Annotated in this window: 23 protein-coding genes and 1 tRNA gene; 12 read left to right on the top strand and 12 right to left on the bottom strand. The window is 36.1% G+C overall.

Translation table 11 applies throughout. From position 1 onward, the window contains the following. Window positions 1–50: 50 nt before the first annotated feature. Together thiL and ndk are read right to left on the bottom strand one after the other, a co-directional pair. Entirely contained in the window at window positions 51–995 is a 945-nt protein-coding gene (gene thiL, locus HL41_RS03435) for a thiamine-phosphate kinase (RefSeq protein WP_038060386.1), read from the bottom strand. After that, window positions 995–1417 carry a nucleoside-diphosphate kinase gene (ndk, locus tag HL41_RS03430; RefSeq protein ID WP_022855548.1) on the bottom strand — a complete coding sequence of 141 codons (423 nt, stop codon included), beginning with the start codon at window positions 1415–1417 and terminating at the stop codon, window positions 995–997. Before ndk ends, thiL begins: the two co-directional genes overlap by 1 nt. Window positions 1418–1574: 157 nt before the next feature. On the opposite strand from ndk, the gene cutA reads away from it, so the two are divergent. The 3 genes from cutA to hisF are packed head-to-tail and all read left to right on the top strand — an operon-like array spanning window position 1575 to window position 3002. Continuing rightward, window positions 1575–1907 (top strand): divalent-cation tolerance protein CutA, encoded by a 333-nt coding sequence (cutA, locus tag HL41_RS03425; RefSeq protein ID WP_022855547.1) that lies wholly within the window; start codon window positions 1575–1577, stop codon window positions 1905–1907. A 56-nt stretch (window positions 1908–1963) separates the two neighbouring features. Continuing rightward, window positions 1964–2167, top strand: coding sequence for an FmdB family zinc ribbon protein (locus HL41_RS03420; protein WP_022855546.1), 204 nt, complete (start codon window positions 1964–1966; stop codon window positions 2165–2167). 55 nt (window positions 2168–2222) lie between these two features. Next, window positions 2223–3002 (top strand): imidazole glycerol phosphate synthase subunit HisF, encoded by a 780-nt coding sequence (gene hisF, locus HL41_RS03415; protein WP_022855545.1) that lies wholly within the window; start codon window positions 2223–2225, stop codon window positions 3000–3002. On the opposite strand, the gene HL41_RS03410 is transcribed toward hisF, so the two are convergent. The 8 genes from HL41_RS03410 to HL41_RS03375 form a co-directional block, all read right to left on the bottom strand. Beyond that, entirely contained in the window at window positions 2992–3597 is a 606-nt protein-coding gene (locus HL41_RS03410; protein WP_051754472.1) for a TVP38/TMEM64 family protein, read from the bottom strand. The two genes, hisF and HL41_RS03410, sit on opposite strands and share 11 nt — an antisense overlap. A 19-nt stretch (window positions 3598–3616) precedes the next feature. Continuing rightward, window positions 3617–4945, bottom strand: coding sequence for a DNA repair protein RadA (gene radA / locus HL41_RS03405; RefSeq protein ID WP_038060388.1), 1329 nt, complete (start codon window positions 4943–4945; stop codon window positions 3617–3619). 3 nt (window positions 4946–4948) lie between these two features. Continuing rightward, window positions 4949–6361, bottom strand: a complete 1413-nt coding sequence (locus tag HL41_RS03400; RefSeq protein ID WP_038060390.1) for an ArnT family glycosyltransferase — start codon at window positions 6359–6361, stop codon at window positions 4949–4951. Further along, window positions 6339–6932, bottom strand: a complete 594-nt coding sequence (locus tag HL41_RS03395; RefSeq protein ID WP_038060391.1) for a phosphatase PAP2 family protein — start codon at window positions 6930–6932, stop codon at window positions 6339–6341. The genes HL41_RS03400 and HL41_RS03395 overlap by 23 nt, the downstream gene beginning before the upstream one ends. A gap of 23 nt (window positions 6933–6955) precedes the next feature. After that, window positions 6956–7612, bottom strand: coding sequence for a fructose-6-phosphate aldolase (gene fsa, locus HL41_RS03390; protein ID WP_038060393.1), 657 nt, complete (start codon window positions 7610–7612; stop codon window positions 6956–6958). Next, window positions 7609–8811: an argininosuccinate synthase gene (locus HL41_RS03385; protein WP_038060394.1), complete on the bottom strand. Its 1203-nt coding sequence runs from the start codon at window positions 8809–8811 to the stop codon at window positions 7609–7611. Before HL41_RS03385 ends, fsa begins: the two co-directional genes overlap by 4 nt. 30 nt (window positions 8812–8841) lie before the next feature. Further along, window positions 8842–9147, bottom strand: a complete 306-nt coding sequence (locus tag HL41_RS03380) for an MTH1187 family thiamine-binding protein (protein ID WP_235181314.1) — start codon at window positions 9145–9147, stop codon at window positions 8842–8844. Between the two features lie 62 nt (window positions 9148–9209). After that, window positions 9210–10790, bottom strand: a complete 1581-nt coding sequence (locus HL41_RS03375; RefSeq protein ID WP_038060397.1) for a radical SAM protein — start codon at window positions 10788–10790, stop codon at window positions 9210–9212. A 72-nt stretch (window positions 10791–10862) separates the two neighbouring features. Here HL41_RS03375 and kdsA point away from each other — a divergent pair, with 72 nt between their 5' ends. From kdsA to tadA, 6 genes are read left to right on the top strand one after another with little or no spacing between them, the layout of a single operon-like run. Then, window positions 10863–11687, top strand: a complete 825-nt coding sequence (kdsA, locus tag HL41_RS03370) for a 3-deoxy-8-phosphooctulonate synthase (RefSeq protein WP_038060399.1) — start codon at window positions 10863–10865, stop codon at window positions 11685–11687. Beyond that, window positions 11644–12177, top strand: coding sequence for a KdsC family phosphatase (locus HL41_RS03365; RefSeq protein WP_200870719.1), 534 nt, complete (start codon window positions 11644–11646; stop codon window positions 12175–12177). The genes kdsA and HL41_RS03365 overlap by 44 nt, the downstream gene beginning before the upstream one ends. Then, window positions 12144–12623 (top strand): LPS export ABC transporter periplasmic protein LptC, encoded by a 480-nt coding sequence (gene lptC / locus HL41_RS03360; protein WP_038060401.1) that lies wholly within the window; start codon window positions 12144–12146, stop codon window positions 12621–12623. The genes HL41_RS03365 and lptC overlap by 34 nt, the downstream gene beginning before the upstream one ends. An 18-nt stretch (window positions 12624–12641) precedes the next feature. Further along, window positions 12642–13391, top strand: coding sequence for a RadC family protein (gene radC, locus HL41_RS03355; RefSeq protein WP_051754471.1), 750 nt, complete (start codon window positions 12642–12644; stop codon window positions 13389–13391). Then, window positions 13388–15031, top strand: coding sequence for a 4-hydroxy-3-methylbut-2-enyl diphosphate reductase (ispH, locus tag HL41_RS09270; protein WP_081856464.1), 1644 nt, complete (start codon window positions 13388–13390; stop codon window positions 15029–15031). Before radC ends, ispH begins: the two co-directional genes overlap by 4 nt. 7 nt (window positions 15032–15038) lie before the next feature. After that, window positions 15039–15509: a tRNA adenosine(34) deaminase TadA gene (tadA, locus tag HL41_RS03345; protein WP_038060403.1), complete on the top strand. Its 471-nt coding sequence runs from the start codon at window positions 15039–15041 to the stop codon at window positions 15507–15509. On the opposite strand, the gene HL41_RS08995 is transcribed toward tadA, so the two are convergent. Next, window positions 15499–16401, bottom strand: a complete 903-nt coding sequence (locus tag HL41_RS08995; RefSeq protein ID WP_051754470.1) for a GGDEF domain-containing protein — start codon at window positions 16399–16401, stop codon at window positions 15499–15501. The two genes, tadA and HL41_RS08995, sit on opposite strands and share 11 nt — an antisense overlap. A gap of 192 nt (window positions 16402–16593) precedes the next feature. Here HL41_RS08995 and HL41_RS03335 point away from each other — a divergent pair, with 192 nt between their 5' ends. Both HL41_RS03335 and HL41_RS03330 read left to right on the top strand, forming a co-directional pair. After that, window positions 16594–17112 (top strand): flavin reductase family protein, encoded by a 519-nt coding sequence (locus HL41_RS03335; RefSeq protein ID WP_051754469.1) that lies wholly within the window; start codon window positions 16594–16596, stop codon window positions 17110–17112. Between the two features lie 24 nt (window positions 17113–17136). Next, a complete protein-coding gene (locus HL41_RS03330; protein WP_038060405.1) occupies window positions 17137–17295 on the top strand; it encodes a bacterioferritin-associated ferredoxin in 159 nt (52 codons plus the stop codon). A 34-nt stretch (window positions 17296–17329) separates the two neighbouring features. Here HL41_RS03330 and lpxD read toward each other — a convergent pair whose 3' ends face one another. Beyond that, window positions 17330–18352: a UDP-3-O-(3-hydroxymyristoyl)glucosamine N-acyltransferase gene (gene lpxD, locus HL41_RS03325; RefSeq protein WP_038060407.1), complete on the bottom strand. Its 1023-nt coding sequence runs from the start codon at window positions 18350–18352 to the stop codon at window positions 17330–17332. Between the two features lie 163 nt (window positions 18353–18515). Here lpxD and HL41_RS03320 point away from each other — a divergent pair. Continuing rightward, window positions 18516–18590 (top strand) — tRNA-Val (locus HL41_RS03320). Window positions 18591–18593 lie beyond the last annotated feature (3 nt).

Genomic DNA, 18593 nt, shown 5'->3' with positions numbered 1-18593 from the left:
CCCCGGGAGGAATTTCCTGGGGTTTTTTATTAAAATTAATTTAAATTAAGCTATTTAAAATTAAAGTGGTCAAACCCTTTGGGTTTTAGTTTTAATCTTTCTTTTTTTTCGCTAACTAAATAAAGATCTTTTTCAGGTAAGATTTTTCCTATGCAGAAAAACTTCCTTTTTAGTTTGGTTTCGATTTCACCTATTTGGTGTAAGTTAGAGGGAGAAACAGTAAAAAGAAGGGCATAGTCTTCTCCTCCTGAAAGGGCATCTTCTAAGGTAGCTCCGGGCTCTATAGGTATAGCCTCTTGTAATAATTCAGCCCCAACTGAGTTTTCTTCACATATCCTCCAAAGGTCAAGTAAAAGACCGTCGGAGATATCTATAGCTGAGGTAGCTAAATTTTTCGAAGAGAGTTCTTTACCTAAGATTATTTCTGGTTCTGGGTAAAGATGGGCTTTTTTGAGATTTTCAGGTATTTCTTTTAAAGGAGAGGTTTTAACCATTCTTAAAAAAGCAGAACTTCCTCCTAAGGGTCTTGAGACAAAGATCAAATCTCCTTCCTTTGCTCCTTTTCTTAAAATAGGGAAGTTGGTTTTACCAAATAAAGTTAGGTTAAAGAAAAAGAAGGGACTTTTAACTGTGTCTCCACCTACCAAATGGGCACCAAACTTATTTAAGCTTTGATTAAGTCCTTGTAAAAACGGCTCTGCCCAGTTAACATCTACAGGGATCGGACTTCCTAAGGTAAGGAGAGCCCATTCAGGCTCCCCTCCACAGGCAGCGATGTCACTTAAATTAGAGTTAGCTAATTTAACGCCTAAGTCAAAAAAAGAGTAATAATCTAATTTAAAATGGATTGTTTCTACTAGCGCATCAGTTGTAATAAGTAAAAATTCCTGCTCCTCTTTTTGAATAACAGTACAGTCTTCATTATAGGTTTTAAAAACAGGAGGTTTTTCAAAAAGATGTTTTTTTAAATAAGTTATCCATTCCTTTTCAGTCATTATTCAGCGCTGAGAAGTTCATACTCACTAAAGAAAAATGGTATTTCCTTAGCGGCAGATTCAGGGCTGTCAGAACCATGAACGGTATTTTTTTCCTTGTCTATCGCAAAAAGTTTTCTTATGGTACCTTCTTGAGCTTCTTTAGGGTCGGTTGCTCCCATGATTTCACGTACCCTTTTTATAGCCTGTTCTCCTTCTAAAACCATAGCCACCACTGGACCAGAACTCATGTAATCTGTTAGACTTTCAAAAAAAGGACGTTCTTTGTGTACGACATAAAATTGTTTTGCCTGCTCCTTAGATAGTTTAACTTTTTTTAAAGCAACCACCCTGAGACCCTTTTCTTCAAAAATACTAATAACCTTTCCTATAAGGTTTCTCTGGACCCCGTCAGGTTTAATCATAACCAACGTTCTTTCCATCTGATCCCTCCTCCTCATAACTAATTTTTGCTCCATTATAAAACCTTTTTGTTATTTTCCAACAACAGAAAAAACCTTTATTTTTTGGCAATTTATAACGATTAAGGTATAATTATACTTTAGCTCTTTTAGAGAGAAATTTAAACAGGAGGTAATTATGGCACAAGATAAGATTGTATTTGTTTACATAACTTTTCCCAATTCAGAGGAGGCTCAAAAAGTTGGAAGGATACTCCTTGAGAAAAGACTTTGTGGTTGTGTTAACCTTTTTACTAACATTAACTCTATGTATTGGTGGGAAGGTAAGATAGAAGTTTCTCAAGAAGCTGTTTTAATAGTAAAAACCCGCGAATCTCTTTATCCTGAGGTAGAAAAAGAGGTGCTTAAAAACCATTCTTATTCTTGTCCTTGCATCGCAAAAATAGAGGTTTCTGAGGTTACCCCCTGTTTTTATAGATGGCTTTTACAAGAAACAGGGGTTGAAATTTAAAAATTTTTTATTATTTTACTGCGAAGCTAAATTTAAGGATATAGGAGGGGAAGGGTATGCCTATTTATGAATTTAGGTGTTATGATTGTGGGAGGATTTTTGAAAAACTTATTTTTAGTAAAACAGAAGAACAAGAGGTAAAATGTCCCTTTTGTGGTTCAGAAAAGGTAGAAAAGGTAGTATCTAATGTATGTGCGATGATGAAAGGGGTAGGTGATTATAAGAAGAGTTCTTGTGGAGGAGGATTTGGTTTTAGCTGAGCTTAAAAAGAGAAAAAGGCAGGTTGCCTTTTAAAAAAGTGTAAAGGGGTTTTACATGTTAAGTAAAAGAATAATCGTATGCCTTGACGTAAAGGATGGTAAAACGACTAAAGGGATAAAGTTTAAAGACAATGTAGAGGTAGGCGACCCTGTAGAGATGGCTGAAAAGTATTATCAAGAAGGGGCTGATGAAATAGTTTTTTACGATATTACTGCCAGTGCAGAACATCGAGGGATCATGATAGACGTGGTTAGAAGGACTGCCGAACGGATTTTTATTCCCTTTTCAGTAGGAGGTGGAATTAAGTCAGTCGAAGACATGAGACAGGTCTTGCTTGCAGGAGCAGAGAAGGTTTCGGTTAATACCGCGGCTGTGCTTAATCCCAAACTGATTTACGAAGGGGCTAAGGCCTTTGGTTCTCAATGTATCGTACTTGGTATGGATGTGAAAAAGGTTGAACCTTCTTCTAAAATCCCCTCTGGATATGAGGTTTGGATAAAGGGTGGAAGACAACCTATGGGAATAGATGCTGTTTGGTGGGCAAAAGAAGCAGAAAACTTAGGGGCAGGGGAGATTTGTCTTAATTCTATAGATGCAGACGGCACTAAAGAAGGTTATGAGTTAACCATTACGAGGATGATAGCAGAGGCGGTAAACATTCCGGTTATTGCCTCAGGTGGTGCAGGTCACCCTGAACATTTGTATCAGGTTCTTACCGAAGGTAAAGCTGATGCAGCGCTTATAGCCTCTATGGTTCACTATGGAATGTATACCGTGAAAGAAATCAAGGATTACTTAGCTAAAAAGGGGGTAAAGGTAAGAACTAAGTGGTAGGATCTTTTTCTAACCAACCTTCAATTCTTTTTTTAATCACCAAAAAAATTAAAAAAACTATCACAAAAGTGAGAGTTACTAAAATTATACTTTGAGGATGCCCACCGTATACTACATCCCCCTGAAGGGAAAGGGCAAAAGTGCCTGGTATTCTACCTAAAAAACATACCACCGTGAAACCTTTTAGAGAGACAGGCATAAAACCAAGTAAATAGTTTAGCAAGTCCTTGGGAAACCCAGGAAAAAGATAAAGTAAAAACATTCCAGTAAGCCCATGTTTATAAAAAATTTTCTTTACCTTCAAATAGATGGGAGATTGACGGTATTTTTTAAAAAATTTTTTTCTTAAAAACCTTGCTATATAAAAAGAAATTAAAGACCCTACCATCAAGCCTGCCATACTTAACATAAACCCATAGATCCCTCCGAAAAGAAAACCTGCAAAAAATCCTGTCACTTCTCCAGGGAGGGGGGCTATTATTACTTGTAAAGCTTGTAAAAAAACAAATAAAATACCTCCGGCTATGGGATGATTTTTTACAAAAACCCTTATTTCTTCTCTGCTATCCCAAAGGTTTATAAAATCTTCAAACATAGGGTTTTATATTTTTCTACTAAAAGATTTTTTCACAAACTTCTAAAAGCTTTCTACAAGGGATTATTTCTAATGATAGGTTATGCTTAGGAAGGTTTAATCTTTCTGGAACAAAAGCTCTTTTAAACCCCTTCTTTTCTGCCTCTTTTAGCCGAAGGGCTATTTCTCTTACTGGTTTTATCTCACCGGAAAGCCCGATTTCTCCTATAAAAATAGTTTTGTCTGGAAGAGGTTTTTCTAATAAACTTGACACCAAAGAAACAGCTACTGCCATGTCTGCAGAAGGGTCGGTGATCTTGAGCCCCCCAGATATTTTAACATAAATGTCTTGATTACTAAAATTGAAATTTAGTTTTTTTTCTAAGATAGCAACAAGTAAAGATAGCCTTATAGGGTCAAATCCAACTGCTGTCCTTCTTGGTAAAGCAAGAAAACTTTTGGCAACCAAGGATTGCACCTCTACCAGCAAAGGTCTTGTTCCTTCTATCACACAAAATACAGCCGCATTTTCTTCTCCTGATAGAAAAAGGTCTTCACATTGAGAGTGAGGAACCAATCCTTTGGAGGTCATCAAAAAGACTCCTATCTCATTTACCGGACCAAAACGGTTTTTTACTGCTCTTAAAATCCTAAATCCTGTTTCTTTCTCTCCCTCCAAATAAAGTACCACGTCTACCAAATGTTCTAAAACTTTTGGTCCTGCAATCAAGCCTCCTTTGGTAATATGGCCTACCACAATTGTTACCACCTCCTGTTCTTTAGCAAAGCGCATAAGGAGATTCGCACACTCTCTTATTTGAGAAACCCCACCTGGAGGGCTTTCTAACTCAGGTAAAAAAACTGTTTGGATGGAGTCTACTATCAGAAGGTCAGGTTTTATGGTTTTCAACTCTTCTATTATCGTGGAAAGTTCAGTATCTCCTATAAAAAGGACTTCATCTCCCAACCCCAGTCTTTCAACCCTTAACTTAACTTGTTCAGCAGATTCTTCGGCAGATAGATAAACTATTTTTAGTCCCTTTTCTGCAAGCACACCTGCTACTTGAGTAAGAAGGGTAGATTTCCCTATCCCTGGATCTCCTCCTATAAGGATAAAAGACCCAGGCACAAATCCTCCTCCTAATACCAAATCAAGTTCGCTAAGACCTGTTAAAATCCTTGGTTTTACTTCATACTTTATGTCTGAAAGTTTTAAGACCTTTATCGGTTTATTATTTATTCTGGTTTTGTTTTTTGTTTTTATCGAGCTTTCTTTTTCTTCTATAAAGGTATTCCATCCCCCACATTCAGGACAGCGTCCTAACCATTTAAGGCTTTTATAACCACATTCCTGACAATAGTAAGCCATGTTTTATCCTTCCTTTTCCCAAATTCCTTTCCAGATAAAAAACTCTTTATAAGTTTTTTGAGATATTTTAACCCGAACTTCACCAAGTTTAACAGGGTTTCTAAGGTTTTTAGGAGGGATAGGGTTCTTTTGGATAAAGATAACCTCTTTTCCTGATAAATCTGAGTCTTTTCTCCATAGATGGTATTGATTTTGTGGGTAAGGGTGCTTTTGTACTACATAAATGTTTTCTGGATGAGACTTTAGATAAAAAGCTAAAGAGGAAGCTATATCTCGATAAGAGACAACGATAGGAGTTTTCCCATCATAAAAGGTCTCAACATAAGAGGCAAGTTCTCTCCATCCTATAAATTTCTTTAAAAGGTCTCGGGTAAACTCTGGAAATCGGTCAAAAAAGGCTCCAAATGACAAGGCCAGTATAAGGAAACAAATACCATAAAGGAGGTTAAACCTGAGAAAAGTGATAAATTTAGGAAAAGGAGGGGTATAAACTACCCAGATTAGTCCTGAAACCATAAAAGGTAAGATCCAGTTTGCGTTTATTTCTACCATAAAAGAAAGCCCCAGGAATAATAAAGACGGAAGCCCAAGAAAATAAATAAAATCTCTGGTTTTGTATATCTCATCTTTTAAGTTTTTTAGTGCCATGAGTATAAAACCTAAAGCTAAAGGGGTATAAAGTAGTAAGGTCTCAAGTATTGTTTTTATTCCCTTGGACAACTCTATCCCGGTTCTTGAAAAATGTTCCTCTGTATGTTTAAACATAACAAAACCATTTATCCAGTTCCAGTAAAGATTGGGTAGAATCATCAAGAAAGGTAATCCAAACATAAGAAAAGTTACAGGTTTTTTTAAGGCTGGTCTTTTAAACCATAGGATATATCCTATGGCAATCGCTATAAACCCCAACATCGTTTGTTTTGTAAGAAGACCTAAGCCCATAAAGAGACCAGCCAAAAAAGCGTGTCTTACCCTTAGCGTTTCTAAATAATTTATAAAAAAATAGGTAGCTCCAGTCCAAAAAAGCATAAGAGGAGGGTCTATGGTCATGATAAAACTGTATACAGTAAGTAAAGGTATTAAGCTAAGACAGGTTAGACCTAAAAGAAGTTCTTTCTCATAAGGAAGGCGTTTTTTTAGGATTAGATAAAAAAATAAAGTGGTAAAGGTAATAGAAAAAAGTGCAGGTAACCGGACTGCCCATTCATAATTTCCAAAAAAACCGGTTGAAATCTTAATCAGCCATGCAACCATCGGTGGTTTACTGTAGTATCCCCAAGCAAGATTCCTTGACCAGTCCCAATAATAAGACTCGTCATAAGAAAGAGGGAGGTCTAAAAGTAGGAGATATAAAAGTTTTATCAAAAACAAAGAGAATAAGAAGAAAAGTGGTTTAAGCAGAAAGTTTTTTTTCATGTCTTAATTTTTTAAGAAGGGTTTTTACCAAAAGATAAAACGTCCATCCCCAAAAACCACCCCAGAAAAAACCAGACAGCACATCAAAGGGATAATGGTGCCCAAGGTATATCCTTGACCAACCTACCAACAACATAAACAATATCCAGCCCCAGGCAAAAGGAGGATAAAAAAGACTTAAGTAAATGGAAGCAAAAGAGACATTTGAGGCATGATTTGAAGGAAAACTGTAGGAAGTTTCTTTTTTTAAAGGTTGGTTGAGGTAACGATGTTTTTGATCAGAGTAATAATAAAGGTTTTCCTGAGATACAAAAGGTCTTGGTCTTTGGAAATAAGGCTTAAGAATTTTAGCACAACTAAAATCTACCCATACATACCCTAAGATTAAAAAAATCCAGATTATCAAACTTTGTAGTAAAGTTTTCTTTTTAAGGATAAGCCATCCAGACGTAACAAAAAAGACATAAATAAGGTCTGGATGGCTAAAATAAGGTAAGGTTAAGTCTAATAACCTATGTCTAAATTGGTTTATGACATAAAATAATTTGAGGTCTAACTCACATAAAAACAAGGCAACCCTTAAAACTCAGTCTTTTACAGGATAGAAATGTTGGCTTTTTTAGCATCCTCTAAAAATTTAGCAAGGCCTATGTCAGTGAGAGGATGCTTAAACATCTGTTCTATTACTTTAAAGGGAATGGTAGCAATATCTACCCCTAAAAGGGCACATTTTCTTACATGGTCTACATGACGTATACTTGCAGCGATAACTTCAGTTTCAAACCCATAAGCTGCGTAAATCTGGATAATTTCTTCTAGGACTGATATTCCATCATAGGAGATGTCATCTATTCTTCCTACAAAAGGAGAAACAAAAGTGGCTCCTGCTTTGGCAGCAATAAGAGCTTGCATAGGACTAAAAACTAAGGTAACGTTTGTAGGAATTTGCTCTGCAGCTAAGGCTTGGACAGCTTTTATTCCATCTACAGTAAAGGGGATTTTAATAACTACATTATCTCCCATCTTAGCCAGTTCTTTCGCTTCTTTAACCATACCCTCAAAGTCTGTAGCTAAAACCTCTAAAGAAACCGGCAAATCTGGGACTTCATTTAAAATCTCAAGGGCAGCTTCTTTCCAAGGTTTCCCTGTTTGAGAAAGAAGGGTAGGGTTGGTAGTTACTCCATCAAGGATACCCCATTCTTTAACCTTTCTGATTTCTTCGATCTTAGCGGTGTCAACAAAGATTTTCATGCTTCCTCCTCCTTCGATAGGTTGTAAATTTTTAATCTCAATCCCTGAAGTCTTATAAAACCTTCTGCGTCCTTAGGATTGTATCCTTCCTTTTCCTCAAAACTTACCAAACGCTTTTTATATAAGCTGTTAGGACTTTTTCTCCCTGCTATTATTACATTTCCTTTATAGAGTTTAACTCTTATCGTTCCGGAAACCCTTTCTTGAGTTTGTTCTACCATGGTTTTCAACGCCTGAAACTCAGGACTAAACCAAAAACCATAATATATCATTTCTGCTATCTTAGGCATAAGACTATCTTTAAGCCTCATTACTTCCCTATCAAGGGTAATCTGTTCTAAAGCTCTATGGGCTATATGTAAGATGGTTCCTCCTGGGGTTTCGTAAATGCCTCTGCTTTTAAGTCCAACAAACCGGTTTTCTACCATATCGATTCTGCCAACCCCGTGTCTTCCTCCTATTTCATTGAGTCTCTTTAGAAGGTTGGCAGGGCTTAATTTTTCTCCGTTAACTGCTATCGGTTCTCCTCTTTCAAACTCTATCTCGATATATTCTGGTTTATCAGGTGCCTTTTCAGGAGATACCGTCATAAGAAACATATCTTCTGGTGGCTCAGTCCACAGGTCTTCTAAAATACCTCCTTCATAGCTTATATGAAAAAGGTTGGCATCTATGCTATAAGGTTTTTCTGGGGTTACTGGAATTGGGATACCATGTTTTTGGGCGTAAGCAATCAGGTCTTGCCTTCCTTTAAAATCCCATTCTCTCCAGGGTGCAATCACTTTAAGATGAGGAGCTAAGGCGGAAAAAGTAAGTTCAAACCTTACTTGATCGTTTCCTTTTCCCGTTGCTCCATGGGCTACGGCATCAGCCCCTTCTTCAAAGGCAATCTTTATCTGTTCTTTAGCAATCAGTGGACGAGCAAGAGAGGTTCCCATAAGATACCAGTCTTCATATCTTGCTCCAGCCTTTATGGCAAAAAATACATACTCTTTTACAAATTCCTCTTTAAGGTCCCTTATAATAACCTTTTCAGCTCCACAACTAAGTCCTTTTTGTTTAATCTCTTCCCAGTCTTCTTCTTGTCCAAGGTCTGCACAAAAAGCAATCACCGGACATTGATACCTTTCTATAAGCCATTTTAAAATTACTGAAGTATCAAGTCCACCAGAATAAGCTAAGACAATTTTATTAGGCATTTGAGAAAAGAACCTCCTTTTTAGATATTCTTAGACAGTATTTAATGGTTGGTTGATCTTCTTTTGTACCGATTCAACCTTACCTTTGATACGACCTGATTTGCCTTTTCTGTAGTCGATTTTTATGTTAACGATGATCCTGTTACAATCTACCTCTAAAGCTTTAAAACACTCTTCAGCAAGCCTCAAAGCTTCTTCTATAGATTCCGTTTCTACCACGGTTTCCATAGGAGTAACTATATAAGGATAGTTGGACTTTTGTATGGTTTCTACAGCTCGAGCTACAAAACTACTTAAACTTTCTCCTTTATCTACAGGAAAGATACTTATTCCCATTAACACACTCATAGTTAAAAACTAATCTTACCACAAATTTTTAAAATATCAACACAATCTGTTTATTTTTCGCAGGCTCCACAGAGTTTACATTTCTCAGGATGGCAAAAACCAGTTAGTTTTAAGTTTTTTGCCTTTTGCCATTCATTCCATAGGAACTCTTTATTTACTCCTAAATCAATCTTATCCCACGGAAATTCTGTCTCTAACGAATCTTGTGGGCACAAACTTTTTAAAACCTTAGGCATACTTTTTATAATCCTTTTTAGGTTTTGACCTTGAGCTAAACTAATTAAAAAATCTTTTAATTCTTTGCTACCTCGGGCTATCAAAGTTTGTAAAAGTGCCTCCTCAGGAGGTTCAACCTTTAGGTTTTTAACATATCCTAATTCTTTTTTTACCCATTTCTCTTTTTCTTTTAAATTCTTTAAATCTGAAAATTTTGCCCATTGAAAAGGGGTATGAGGTTTAGGAACGAAGAAAGAAAAGGTAAAAGAAAGATTAAGATTATATTTTTGTGCAAGTAACTTTTTTATAAACTTTACCGTTTCTTCTAAATCCTCTTGGGTTTCAAAGGGTAATCCTAACATAAAATAAAATTTTATGTTTTTTAAACCCCTTTGCTGAAATTTTTCTAACACCTCAAAGATTTCTTCTGGGGTGAGGTTTTTATTAATAACCTTTTTAAGTTTTTGAGACCCTGTTTCAGGTGCAATGGCTACACTTTTTGTCCCTTTTAAAAGTTCTAAAAAATCTTCGTTTAAGGCATCTATCCTAAGAGAAGAAAAGGTAAGGGTACAACTTTTTTCTAAAAGTTTTTTTCCAAACTCAAGGATTTCTTGTTTATTAGCAAATTCAAGCCCCACTAAACCAACCTTAGAGTTTTCTGGTATGTTTTCGAGTACGTCAGATAGAGCTTTTTCTGGATAACCTCTGGGAGGACGATACATAAAACCTGCGGCGCAAAATCTACAACCTCTCCCACAGCCTTTGGCTACTTCTATAAGATAGGTTTCAGAAAACGTTGCTTTTTGACTGATAAGATCTGAATAAACCACCTTTTCTGGTTTTTTTATTTTGGCTACTTTTATTTTCTTCTGGTCAGAGGACAGAGGAAGGTAAACAAAGTTTAAAGTGCTTAATTTTTCAAGAAGTATTTTTTTGTGGTTAAAATGTTCTATAAAAATAGGAACTACATGTTTTTCTATTTCTTCCCATTCTCCAAGTAAAAAAGCATCAACAAAAGAAGAGATTGGTTCTGGGTTTAACCAAGTAGCCACTCCTCCTGCTAACACAGGTTGTGTCCTTTGAGTAGGGTTTAACCCAAGTTCTCCTTTTTGTAGGATTTTTACCACGTTTATATAGTCTACTTCAAAGGGTATGGAAAAAAGTATAAGGTTAAAATCTTTAAGAGGACGAGAACTTTCGATAGACCTTATTTTTTCATTTTTTTCTGGTAAAAACACCCGCTCACATACTATTTCTTGATAAAGGTTAAGTCTTTGATAGACATAAAGAAAACCTAAGTTAGACATCCCAACCTGATAATGATTAGGAAATACTAAAGCTATAGAAATTCTTCCTGTCCATTTTTTACGGAAAAAGTTTTTTTCAAACCTTGTATAGTCCATAAGATTTTTCATAGGGTTGCAAGTATGTCAAATTGATTATAAAATACTTTTTAAAAATTTGAAATTCTAAGAAAGGTAATGGTTATGAAGAACAGGTTTTTAATCATAGCAGGGCCCTGTGTTTTAGAAGACCTTGAGTTGACCCTTTATATAGCCAACGAGCTTAAAGAGCTTCTTACTAAGTATGATTTTGAGTTTGTGTTTAAGGCCTCTTTTGATAAGGCTAACAGGACCTCTATTTTTTCCTACCGAGGACCTGGGCTTGAAAAAGGTCTTGCCTGGTTATACGAGGTAAAAACCCAAATAGGAGTTCCTGTTACTACCGATGTTCATGAAACCTGGCAGGTTAAACCTGTAGCTGAGGTAGTGGATGTTATTCAGATTCCGGCTTTTCTTTGTAGACAAACTGACCTGATAGTGGAAGCAGCAAAAACTGGAAAAGTGGTTAACATCAAAAAAGGTCAGTTTGTTTCTCCATGGGATATGAAATATGCAGTAGAAAAGGCTAAACAGTTTACCTCTCAAGAGGTATGGACTACCGAACGAGGCTATACCTTTGGTTACAGAAATCTGGTGGTAGATTTTAGAGGTATTCCTATAATGCAGAGGTTTAGTGATAAGGTTATTTTTGACGCTACCCACAGCGTTCAGCTTCCTGGGGGAGGGGAAGGTAAATCTGGAGGGGAAAGAGAGTTCATCCCATATTTGATGAGGGCTTCGGTAGCAGTGGGAGTAGATGGGATTTTTATGGAAGTTCATCCAGAGCCGGAAAAAGCCCTTTGTGATGGAGCCAATTCTTTACCTCTTAGTTGGTTAGACCCTCTACTTTCTCAAATTAGAGACCTAAGAGAGGTGTTAAAAAAACATGGACTTTCCTCAAGAAATTCTACAAAAAGCGAAGAAAATTAAGTTACTTTTGTTAGATGTAGACGGTGTGCTTACCGATGGAAGGATCATCCTTACCAGTGAAGGGGAAGAGGTTAAACAATTTAACGTACTTGACGGAATGGGAATAAAACTTTTACAAAAAATTGGGGTTGAAGTAGCCATCCTTTCAAGCAGATTCTCTCAAGTTACCCAGCACAGAGCCAAAGAGTTGGGTATCATCTTTGTTTCTCAAGGAGAATTAACTAAACTCAAAATATATGAGAAGCTCAAACAAGAAAAAGGGCTTAAAGACGAAGAAATTGCCTATGTGGGAGATGATTGGATAGATCTTCCTGTGTTAAAAAGGGTAGGATTAGCTATAGGAGTTCCTAACGGATGGCCTCCGGTAAACGAGTATGTCCATTACATAACAAAGCTCCCTGGAGGGAAAGGGGCTGTAAGGGAGGTCTGTGATCTCATTTTAAAGGCTAAGGGAAAATGGGAAGAGGCGTTGCAATTTTATCTATCTTAGTTTTGTTTTTAGTTTCTCCTTCTTTATCCAAAGATTTTCGTATGGTAGCCAAAGATTTGGAATACAGTTTTTACAGTAAAGAAGGACTTCTTTGGAAGCTTAAAGCATCTTTCTTTAAACGTGATAAAGAAGGTACTTTTTGGGCAGAGGGTTTAACTTTAATCAGTCCATCCAAAGGAATTAACGTCTCTTCTCAGAGAGGTTATTACTATCCCAAAGAGGATAAAATGGTTTTTCAAGGCAATGTAAAATTGGTTACTGAAAACTATGGAGAAGTATATACCGAAGAGTTGATATTTTTTCCTAAAAAGAACTATCTTTTTACGGAAAAAGAAGTTTTAGTAAAACAAAAAGGTATGTTGATTAGGGGAAAGGGTATGACCTATCATATAAAAGATGGAATTTTTCAGGTTCACGGAAGGGCTCAATTTCAGATGAGTTTTTAAAACGATCGTGTTTTAAACATGCCTGAAAAAAAATATTCTCAAAAAATTTTGATAGAGGCGTATGAAAAGGCAAAAGGCCACAGAGCTAGGGTAAAAGAACGGTTTCTTAAAGAAGGGCCAAAAAGTTTTACAGATGAAGACTTACTTGAGCTTCTTTTAATGTTTAGCCTTCCTTACAGAGATACCAGAAAACTTGCAAGAACCCTTTTAGAACATTATAAAACTTTAGATCAGGTACTTGATGCTCCTTTAGAAGAACTTAAAAAGTTTAAGGGACTTAAGGAAAGGGCTATTTTACCTTTAAAGGTTATTCATGAGGTTGCTCGAAGGTATCTTCAGAGTAGGGCGACAAAGTCAGAATATCTAAGGTCTCCACAAGAGGTATATGAATATCTCAAGTATGAAATGCAAAATTTGGACCGAGAGGTTTTAAAAGTTCTTTTTCTTGATGCTAAGTCTAAGTTTTTAGGAGGAGAAACCCTTTTTGAAGGAACCCTACATGAAAGTGCGGTATATCCAAGAGAAATTTTTAAAAAGGCACTGGAGAAGAAGGCCCTTTCCATAGTGTTAGTGCATAACCATCCTTCTGGAGATCCTACCCCTTCTAAAGAAGATTTAATGCTTACTAAAAGACTGGTTTTGGCAGGAGACCTTCTTCAGATTAAAGTGCTTGATCATGTTATCGTAGGTAAAAATGGATACTACAGTATGGCTGAAAAAGGAGATATAGACAGGTTAAAGGCAGAGATAAGGAGAGAAATCTTATGAAGATAAAAATCGCTAAAAAAGCTGGGTTTTGCATGGGGGTAAGAAGGGCGGTAAATTTAGTATTAAAGGCTTTAAACGAGAAAAAATCATATATTTATACTTACGGACCACTAATCCATAATCCTCAGACTTTAAAACTTCTTGATATTTTTGGAGTACAGGTGTTAAAAGACCCTAACGAAAACCTTCCCTCAGGTGTGGTAATCATTCGTGCCCATGGGGTACCTCCAAAGGAATATAAAGCATTGACAGAAAAACATAAGGTTATAGATGGTACCTGTCCAAGGGTCCTTAAGGTTCAGGCCTTGGCTAAAAAAGCTGTATCAGAGGGAAAAGAGGTAGTGATCATAGGAGATAAAGATCATGCAGAAGTTAAGGGTATTCTTGGTTATTGTGAAGGTAAAGGATATGTGGTTTCCTCAGAAGAAGACGTTGTAACCCTTCCCCCTCTTAAAGATTATGTCATCCTCTCTCAAACTACCCAAGACGAAAAACTGTTTAACCATCTTTCTAAAAGAATAACGTCTCTTTATCCTAACGGAAAGATCATCAATACCATCTGTAATGCTACAGCAGTCAGACAAAACGAGGTTAGAAAACTTTGTGAGGAATGTTCAGCTATCGTGGTTATAGGTGGAAAGTTTAGTGCAAACACCAACCGGTTAGCAGACGTAGCTAAAAAAGAAAATAAAGATGTTTTTCTTGTCGAAAGTCCTGAAGAACTTTCTTGGGAAGATTTAAAGAAACATAAAACAGTAGGTATAACTGCAGGAGCCTCAACACCAAACTGGCTAATAAACGAGGTGGTCGATGTTTTAAAGAATAGAACTTCTTTTTTTTATAAGTTTTTAAAAGCTATGTGTTTTTCTTCGGCTACCTGGTCGTTAACCCTATTTTTAATTTTTCTTGGGCTGTTGTTAGGGATTAACCATCCTTTAAACTCTAAGTTTTCTTATCTTCTTTTATGGTTTTTAAGTTTTAGTCTTTTTAGAAACCTTTTAAACCAAAATCTTTTAAAAGAAAGTTTTAAGTTTTACCTTCCGATAAAATACAGGTTTCTTTCTCAACATCAAAAAAAACTTTTGTTTTTTGCTGTGCTAACGGGTTTTTTTACCTTAATAACCGCTTTTCTTTATAAACCAAGGATAATAAGTTTGGTGATAGCACTTTTGTTGATTGACTTTCTTACCTATCGAAGTGCATTAACCTTTTTTTGGGAGATACTTTTCTTGTCAGCCCTTTCTCTTTATCTATATCCCTTTTGGACTTTTAGTTTTGGAGTCATTTTTTTGCAAGCTGTTCTTGTGATTTTATACCTAAAACTTTATTTAGAGATCGTTTACTTTCAGACAGATGGCTTTTTGCCGAAAAATTTTTTACTTTCTACCTTTTCGTATGAGCCTAAAATTTTCTTTAAAATTTTGAACTTAACTATCTTAATAGGACTATTGATAACCAGCTTAACAACTCTTTTTCATTACAAATTTGGAGTATTCTTTTTGGTTTGGGGAGTAGCTTATTTTCTTGGTTTAGTAGTTAAAAAGAGACCTCTTGGGCAGGTAGTATACTTAGAAACCTTAGTTTTTATAGTTTCTTTAGCTTTTTTAGCGTGTGGTTTTTTTGTTAGAAGTTTAGGGTAGTATAAAAATGTTTAAAGAAGAAGACCTATTTTTTATGGAAGAGGCCCTTAAAGAGGCTTTAAAGGCTTTTGAAGAAGATGAAGTACCTGTTGGGGCAGTGATAGTTTCTCCTAAGGGGGAAATCATAGGTAGAGGAAGAAACCAAATTCTAAAACAAAACGACCCAACCGCGCATGCCGAAATCTTAGCCATAAGAGAGGCCTGTCAAAGGATTGGTAATTTTAGACTTTTGGGATGTAAGATGTATGTGACTCTTGAGCCCTGTCCGATGTGTGCCTATGCTCTTGTGCTTGCAAGAATAGAAGAATTGATCTTTGCTACCCGAGATGAAAAAACAGGAGCTTGTGTTAGCCTCTATCAAATAATCAGTGATCTAAGATTAAACCACAGGATTAAAATGAAAGAAGGTTTATTGAAACAACAAGCAGCCCAACTTTTAAAAGAATTCTTTAGACTAAAAAGAGAGACTATAAAATAGGGCCTATTTCACAAAACTCTTGTTTTTCCTCTAATCTTAAAACTTCAACCCGGTTTTTACCTAACTGTTTTGCCTGATAAAGCGCTTGATCAGCTAAAGAAATGTATTCCATTATGTTTTTTTCTCCTCTGTATTCACACCCCCCTAAACTAATCGTAACCTTTAGATTAGGATTAGTTTCAAAACTTATTTTCATAACCCGTTCTCTCAACCTTTCTCCCACCATTTTTACCTTATCTAAATCACACCTGTATAGGATGATTAGAAATTCTTCTCCTCCGTATCTTATAACCTCATCACTTATTTTTACGTTTTTTCTCAAGGTTTGGGCAACTACCTTTAAAACTTCATCTCCTATCAGATGTCCATAGAGGTCGTTTATGTTTTTAAAGTTGTCTATGTCTGCCATAATAAAACCAATAGGACCTTTAGTTCTTTTAAGTTTAGGGATTAGTAAATCGAGGTAAAGTCTGTTGTTTAGCCCAGTAAGATGGTCTATATACATCATGCTAGGTACAGACTTTATTATGTCTTTTAAGCTTAGAAGACCTACCAGTTTAGAATTATCATCAACTACCGGAAGATGGCTTATGTTAAACCTGGCCATAAGGTTTATGGCTTCTATAAGGGGCATTCCAACTTTAACAGTTATAAGAGATTTCTTGTCTTTACCTAAAGTCTGGAGAATTTCTTCTACGTTAGAAGGTGTTGGGGCAAATAAGAAAATTTTAGGCAGGTCTCTTAGAGTAATAATCTGGATGGGTTCTTGTTGTTGATCTACTACAACCACACTTCCGATCTCTTTATCTATAAAACAAGAAACCAATTCTAATAGGCTACTTTCAGGGTCAACCTTAAAGACGTCATCGATCATCACGTCTTTTACTAACATGGATTTACCTCTAAATGTTGTTTTTTTATAATTAATAGTAGAAAAGTAGCTTAAAAATTTTTTTTGTCAATAATAAATAGCAAAAAAAATCAGGTTTGAGGACCCGGTGGGTTAGTTATTGTTTTTTTATTTTGGTAAGATAAAATAACCAGTGTTTAAAATATAAGCTTAAAAAACTAAAGGGGGCTAAATATGAAATTTTACAGGGCTCTTCATCCAAGACCGGCTGTAATTGTAGGAAGCGGAAATGTAGAACAAGGAAAAACTAATCTTATGGCTTGTTCCTGGATAACTCCTATCTCTGTAGAACCTCCTACCATAGGTTTTGCCTGTGCAACTAAACATTATACAAAAGAGCTTATCGATAAGTATCAAGCTTTTTCGGTAAATATAACAGAAGATTATGAGCTTATTTTTAAAGTAGGTTCTGTCAAGGGAAGAGAAATCGATAAAATTAAAAAATTTGCCATAAAAACTAAACCAAGTCCTAACTTTAAGTTACCTTTGTTAGAGAAGAGTATGGCAACTTTTGAATGTAAAGTGTTAGAGGGCATCGAGGTAGGAGATCATGTTTTTTACATAGGAGAGGTTTTGTTTTGGGAGGCTAAAGATTTTGACGAAGAAGGTTTTAAAGAGTTTTGGAAGTTACCCTTACATAAAACAGGAAGATTTTTTGTTTTCTGCGATAAAAAGGTTTATATGGTGAAATAAGGAGAAAAAGGAGAGATAAAAGATATGGAAGAACTGGTGTGTTATTGTTTTGGTTTTACTAAAGAGGATATCGTAAGAGATGTAAAAGAAAACCAAGGACGTTCTGAAATTTTAGAGTTTATCATGGATAAAAAAAGAAAGGGCCAATGTGAATGTCATCTTAAAAATCCCAAAAAGACCTGATGTTTAGGAGACGTCCACAGGATTGTGGAAGAAACTAAAAAGTCTTTAGGAATTTTTTAAGCTCTTTGTATAGTTCAGGAAGCTTTTCAAAAATAATTATAGCTCTTTTCCATACATTTGCCTTTATAGCAGGTATTCCTGCCACCTCGGTGTTAGGAGGGACTTCCCCTACAACCCCTGATTTAGCTGCTACTCTTGCGCCTTTACCAATTTTAGCTGAAGGAGCTATTCCCACCTGTCCTGCGATCATCACAAAATCTTCTAAAACAGCACTCCCTCCTATAGCAGTATGAGAAACTAAAATGTTTTGTTTTCCTACTTTAACGTTATGCCCAACTTGGACAGAATTGTCAATTTTAGTTCCTTCTCCGATAACAGTAAACCCAAAAACAGCCCTATCAACTGTAGAATTAGCACCTATTTCAACATCATCTTCTATCAAGACTCCTCCAAAATGATGGATTTTAACGTTTTTATAGCCTTCATCTAAAGGTTCCTGAGCAAAACCAAAACCATCAGCTCCTATGACGACCCCTGCATGGATGATGCAATTTTTTCCTATTTTAGAATAGGGGTATAGCACGGTGTTAGGATAAACTACGGTGTTTTCTCCGATTTCACAAAAGGACCCTACAAAAACTCCTGGATAAAGGACCACCCCTTTTTTTATTTTTGCTCCAGTTTGTATGTATACATTAGGGTAAATAGCAACCGGTTCTTCTATTTCTACCCCATCTTCTATAAATGCCTTTTCACTTATTCCCCATCTTATAGCAGGTTCTTTTTTAAAAAGTTCAGTAATCTTAGCAAAGGCTAACCTAACCTCCTTTACCTCGACCACAGATTTTTCTTCTAATTGATTGGCCAAACCTTTAGGACAAAGCACAGCCTTTGCTTTAGAGGCTTTAGCCTGAGGTACTTTTTTTAAAGAGTCTATAAAAATTAATTCATCTTCTTTAGCAAGAGGAATGGCATTAACACCTGTTATCTCAAGGTCTTCTCCTATCAGTTCTCCGTTTATTTGTTTGGCTATAAAAGATAGTTTATAAGCTTTCAAGTTTTCACCTCCGTGTTTTTTATTTTAAAAATACAATCCTTTATGACAAAATCCAGAGGGGGACGTTAAAATTGTATAAACAGGCTAAAATTTTTTGGTACATTTTTATTTTTTACCTTGACATAAACCAAAATTTTGTTATTTTAAGGATTAATTAAACTGTAGGCGCGTAGCTCAGTGGGAGAGCGCTTGCTTGACGCGCAAGAGGTCGGCGGTTCGATCCCGCCCGCGCCTACCATTT

Origin of the sequence: Thermodesulfobacterium commune DSM 2178 (assembly GCF_000734015.1) — a bacterium.
GTDB lineage: Bacteria > Desulfobacterota > Thermodesulfobacteria > Thermodesulfobacteriales > Thermodesulfobacteriaceae > Thermodesulfobacterium > Thermodesulfobacterium commune.
This window is presented reverse-complemented; position numbering and strand designations above follow the sequence as displayed.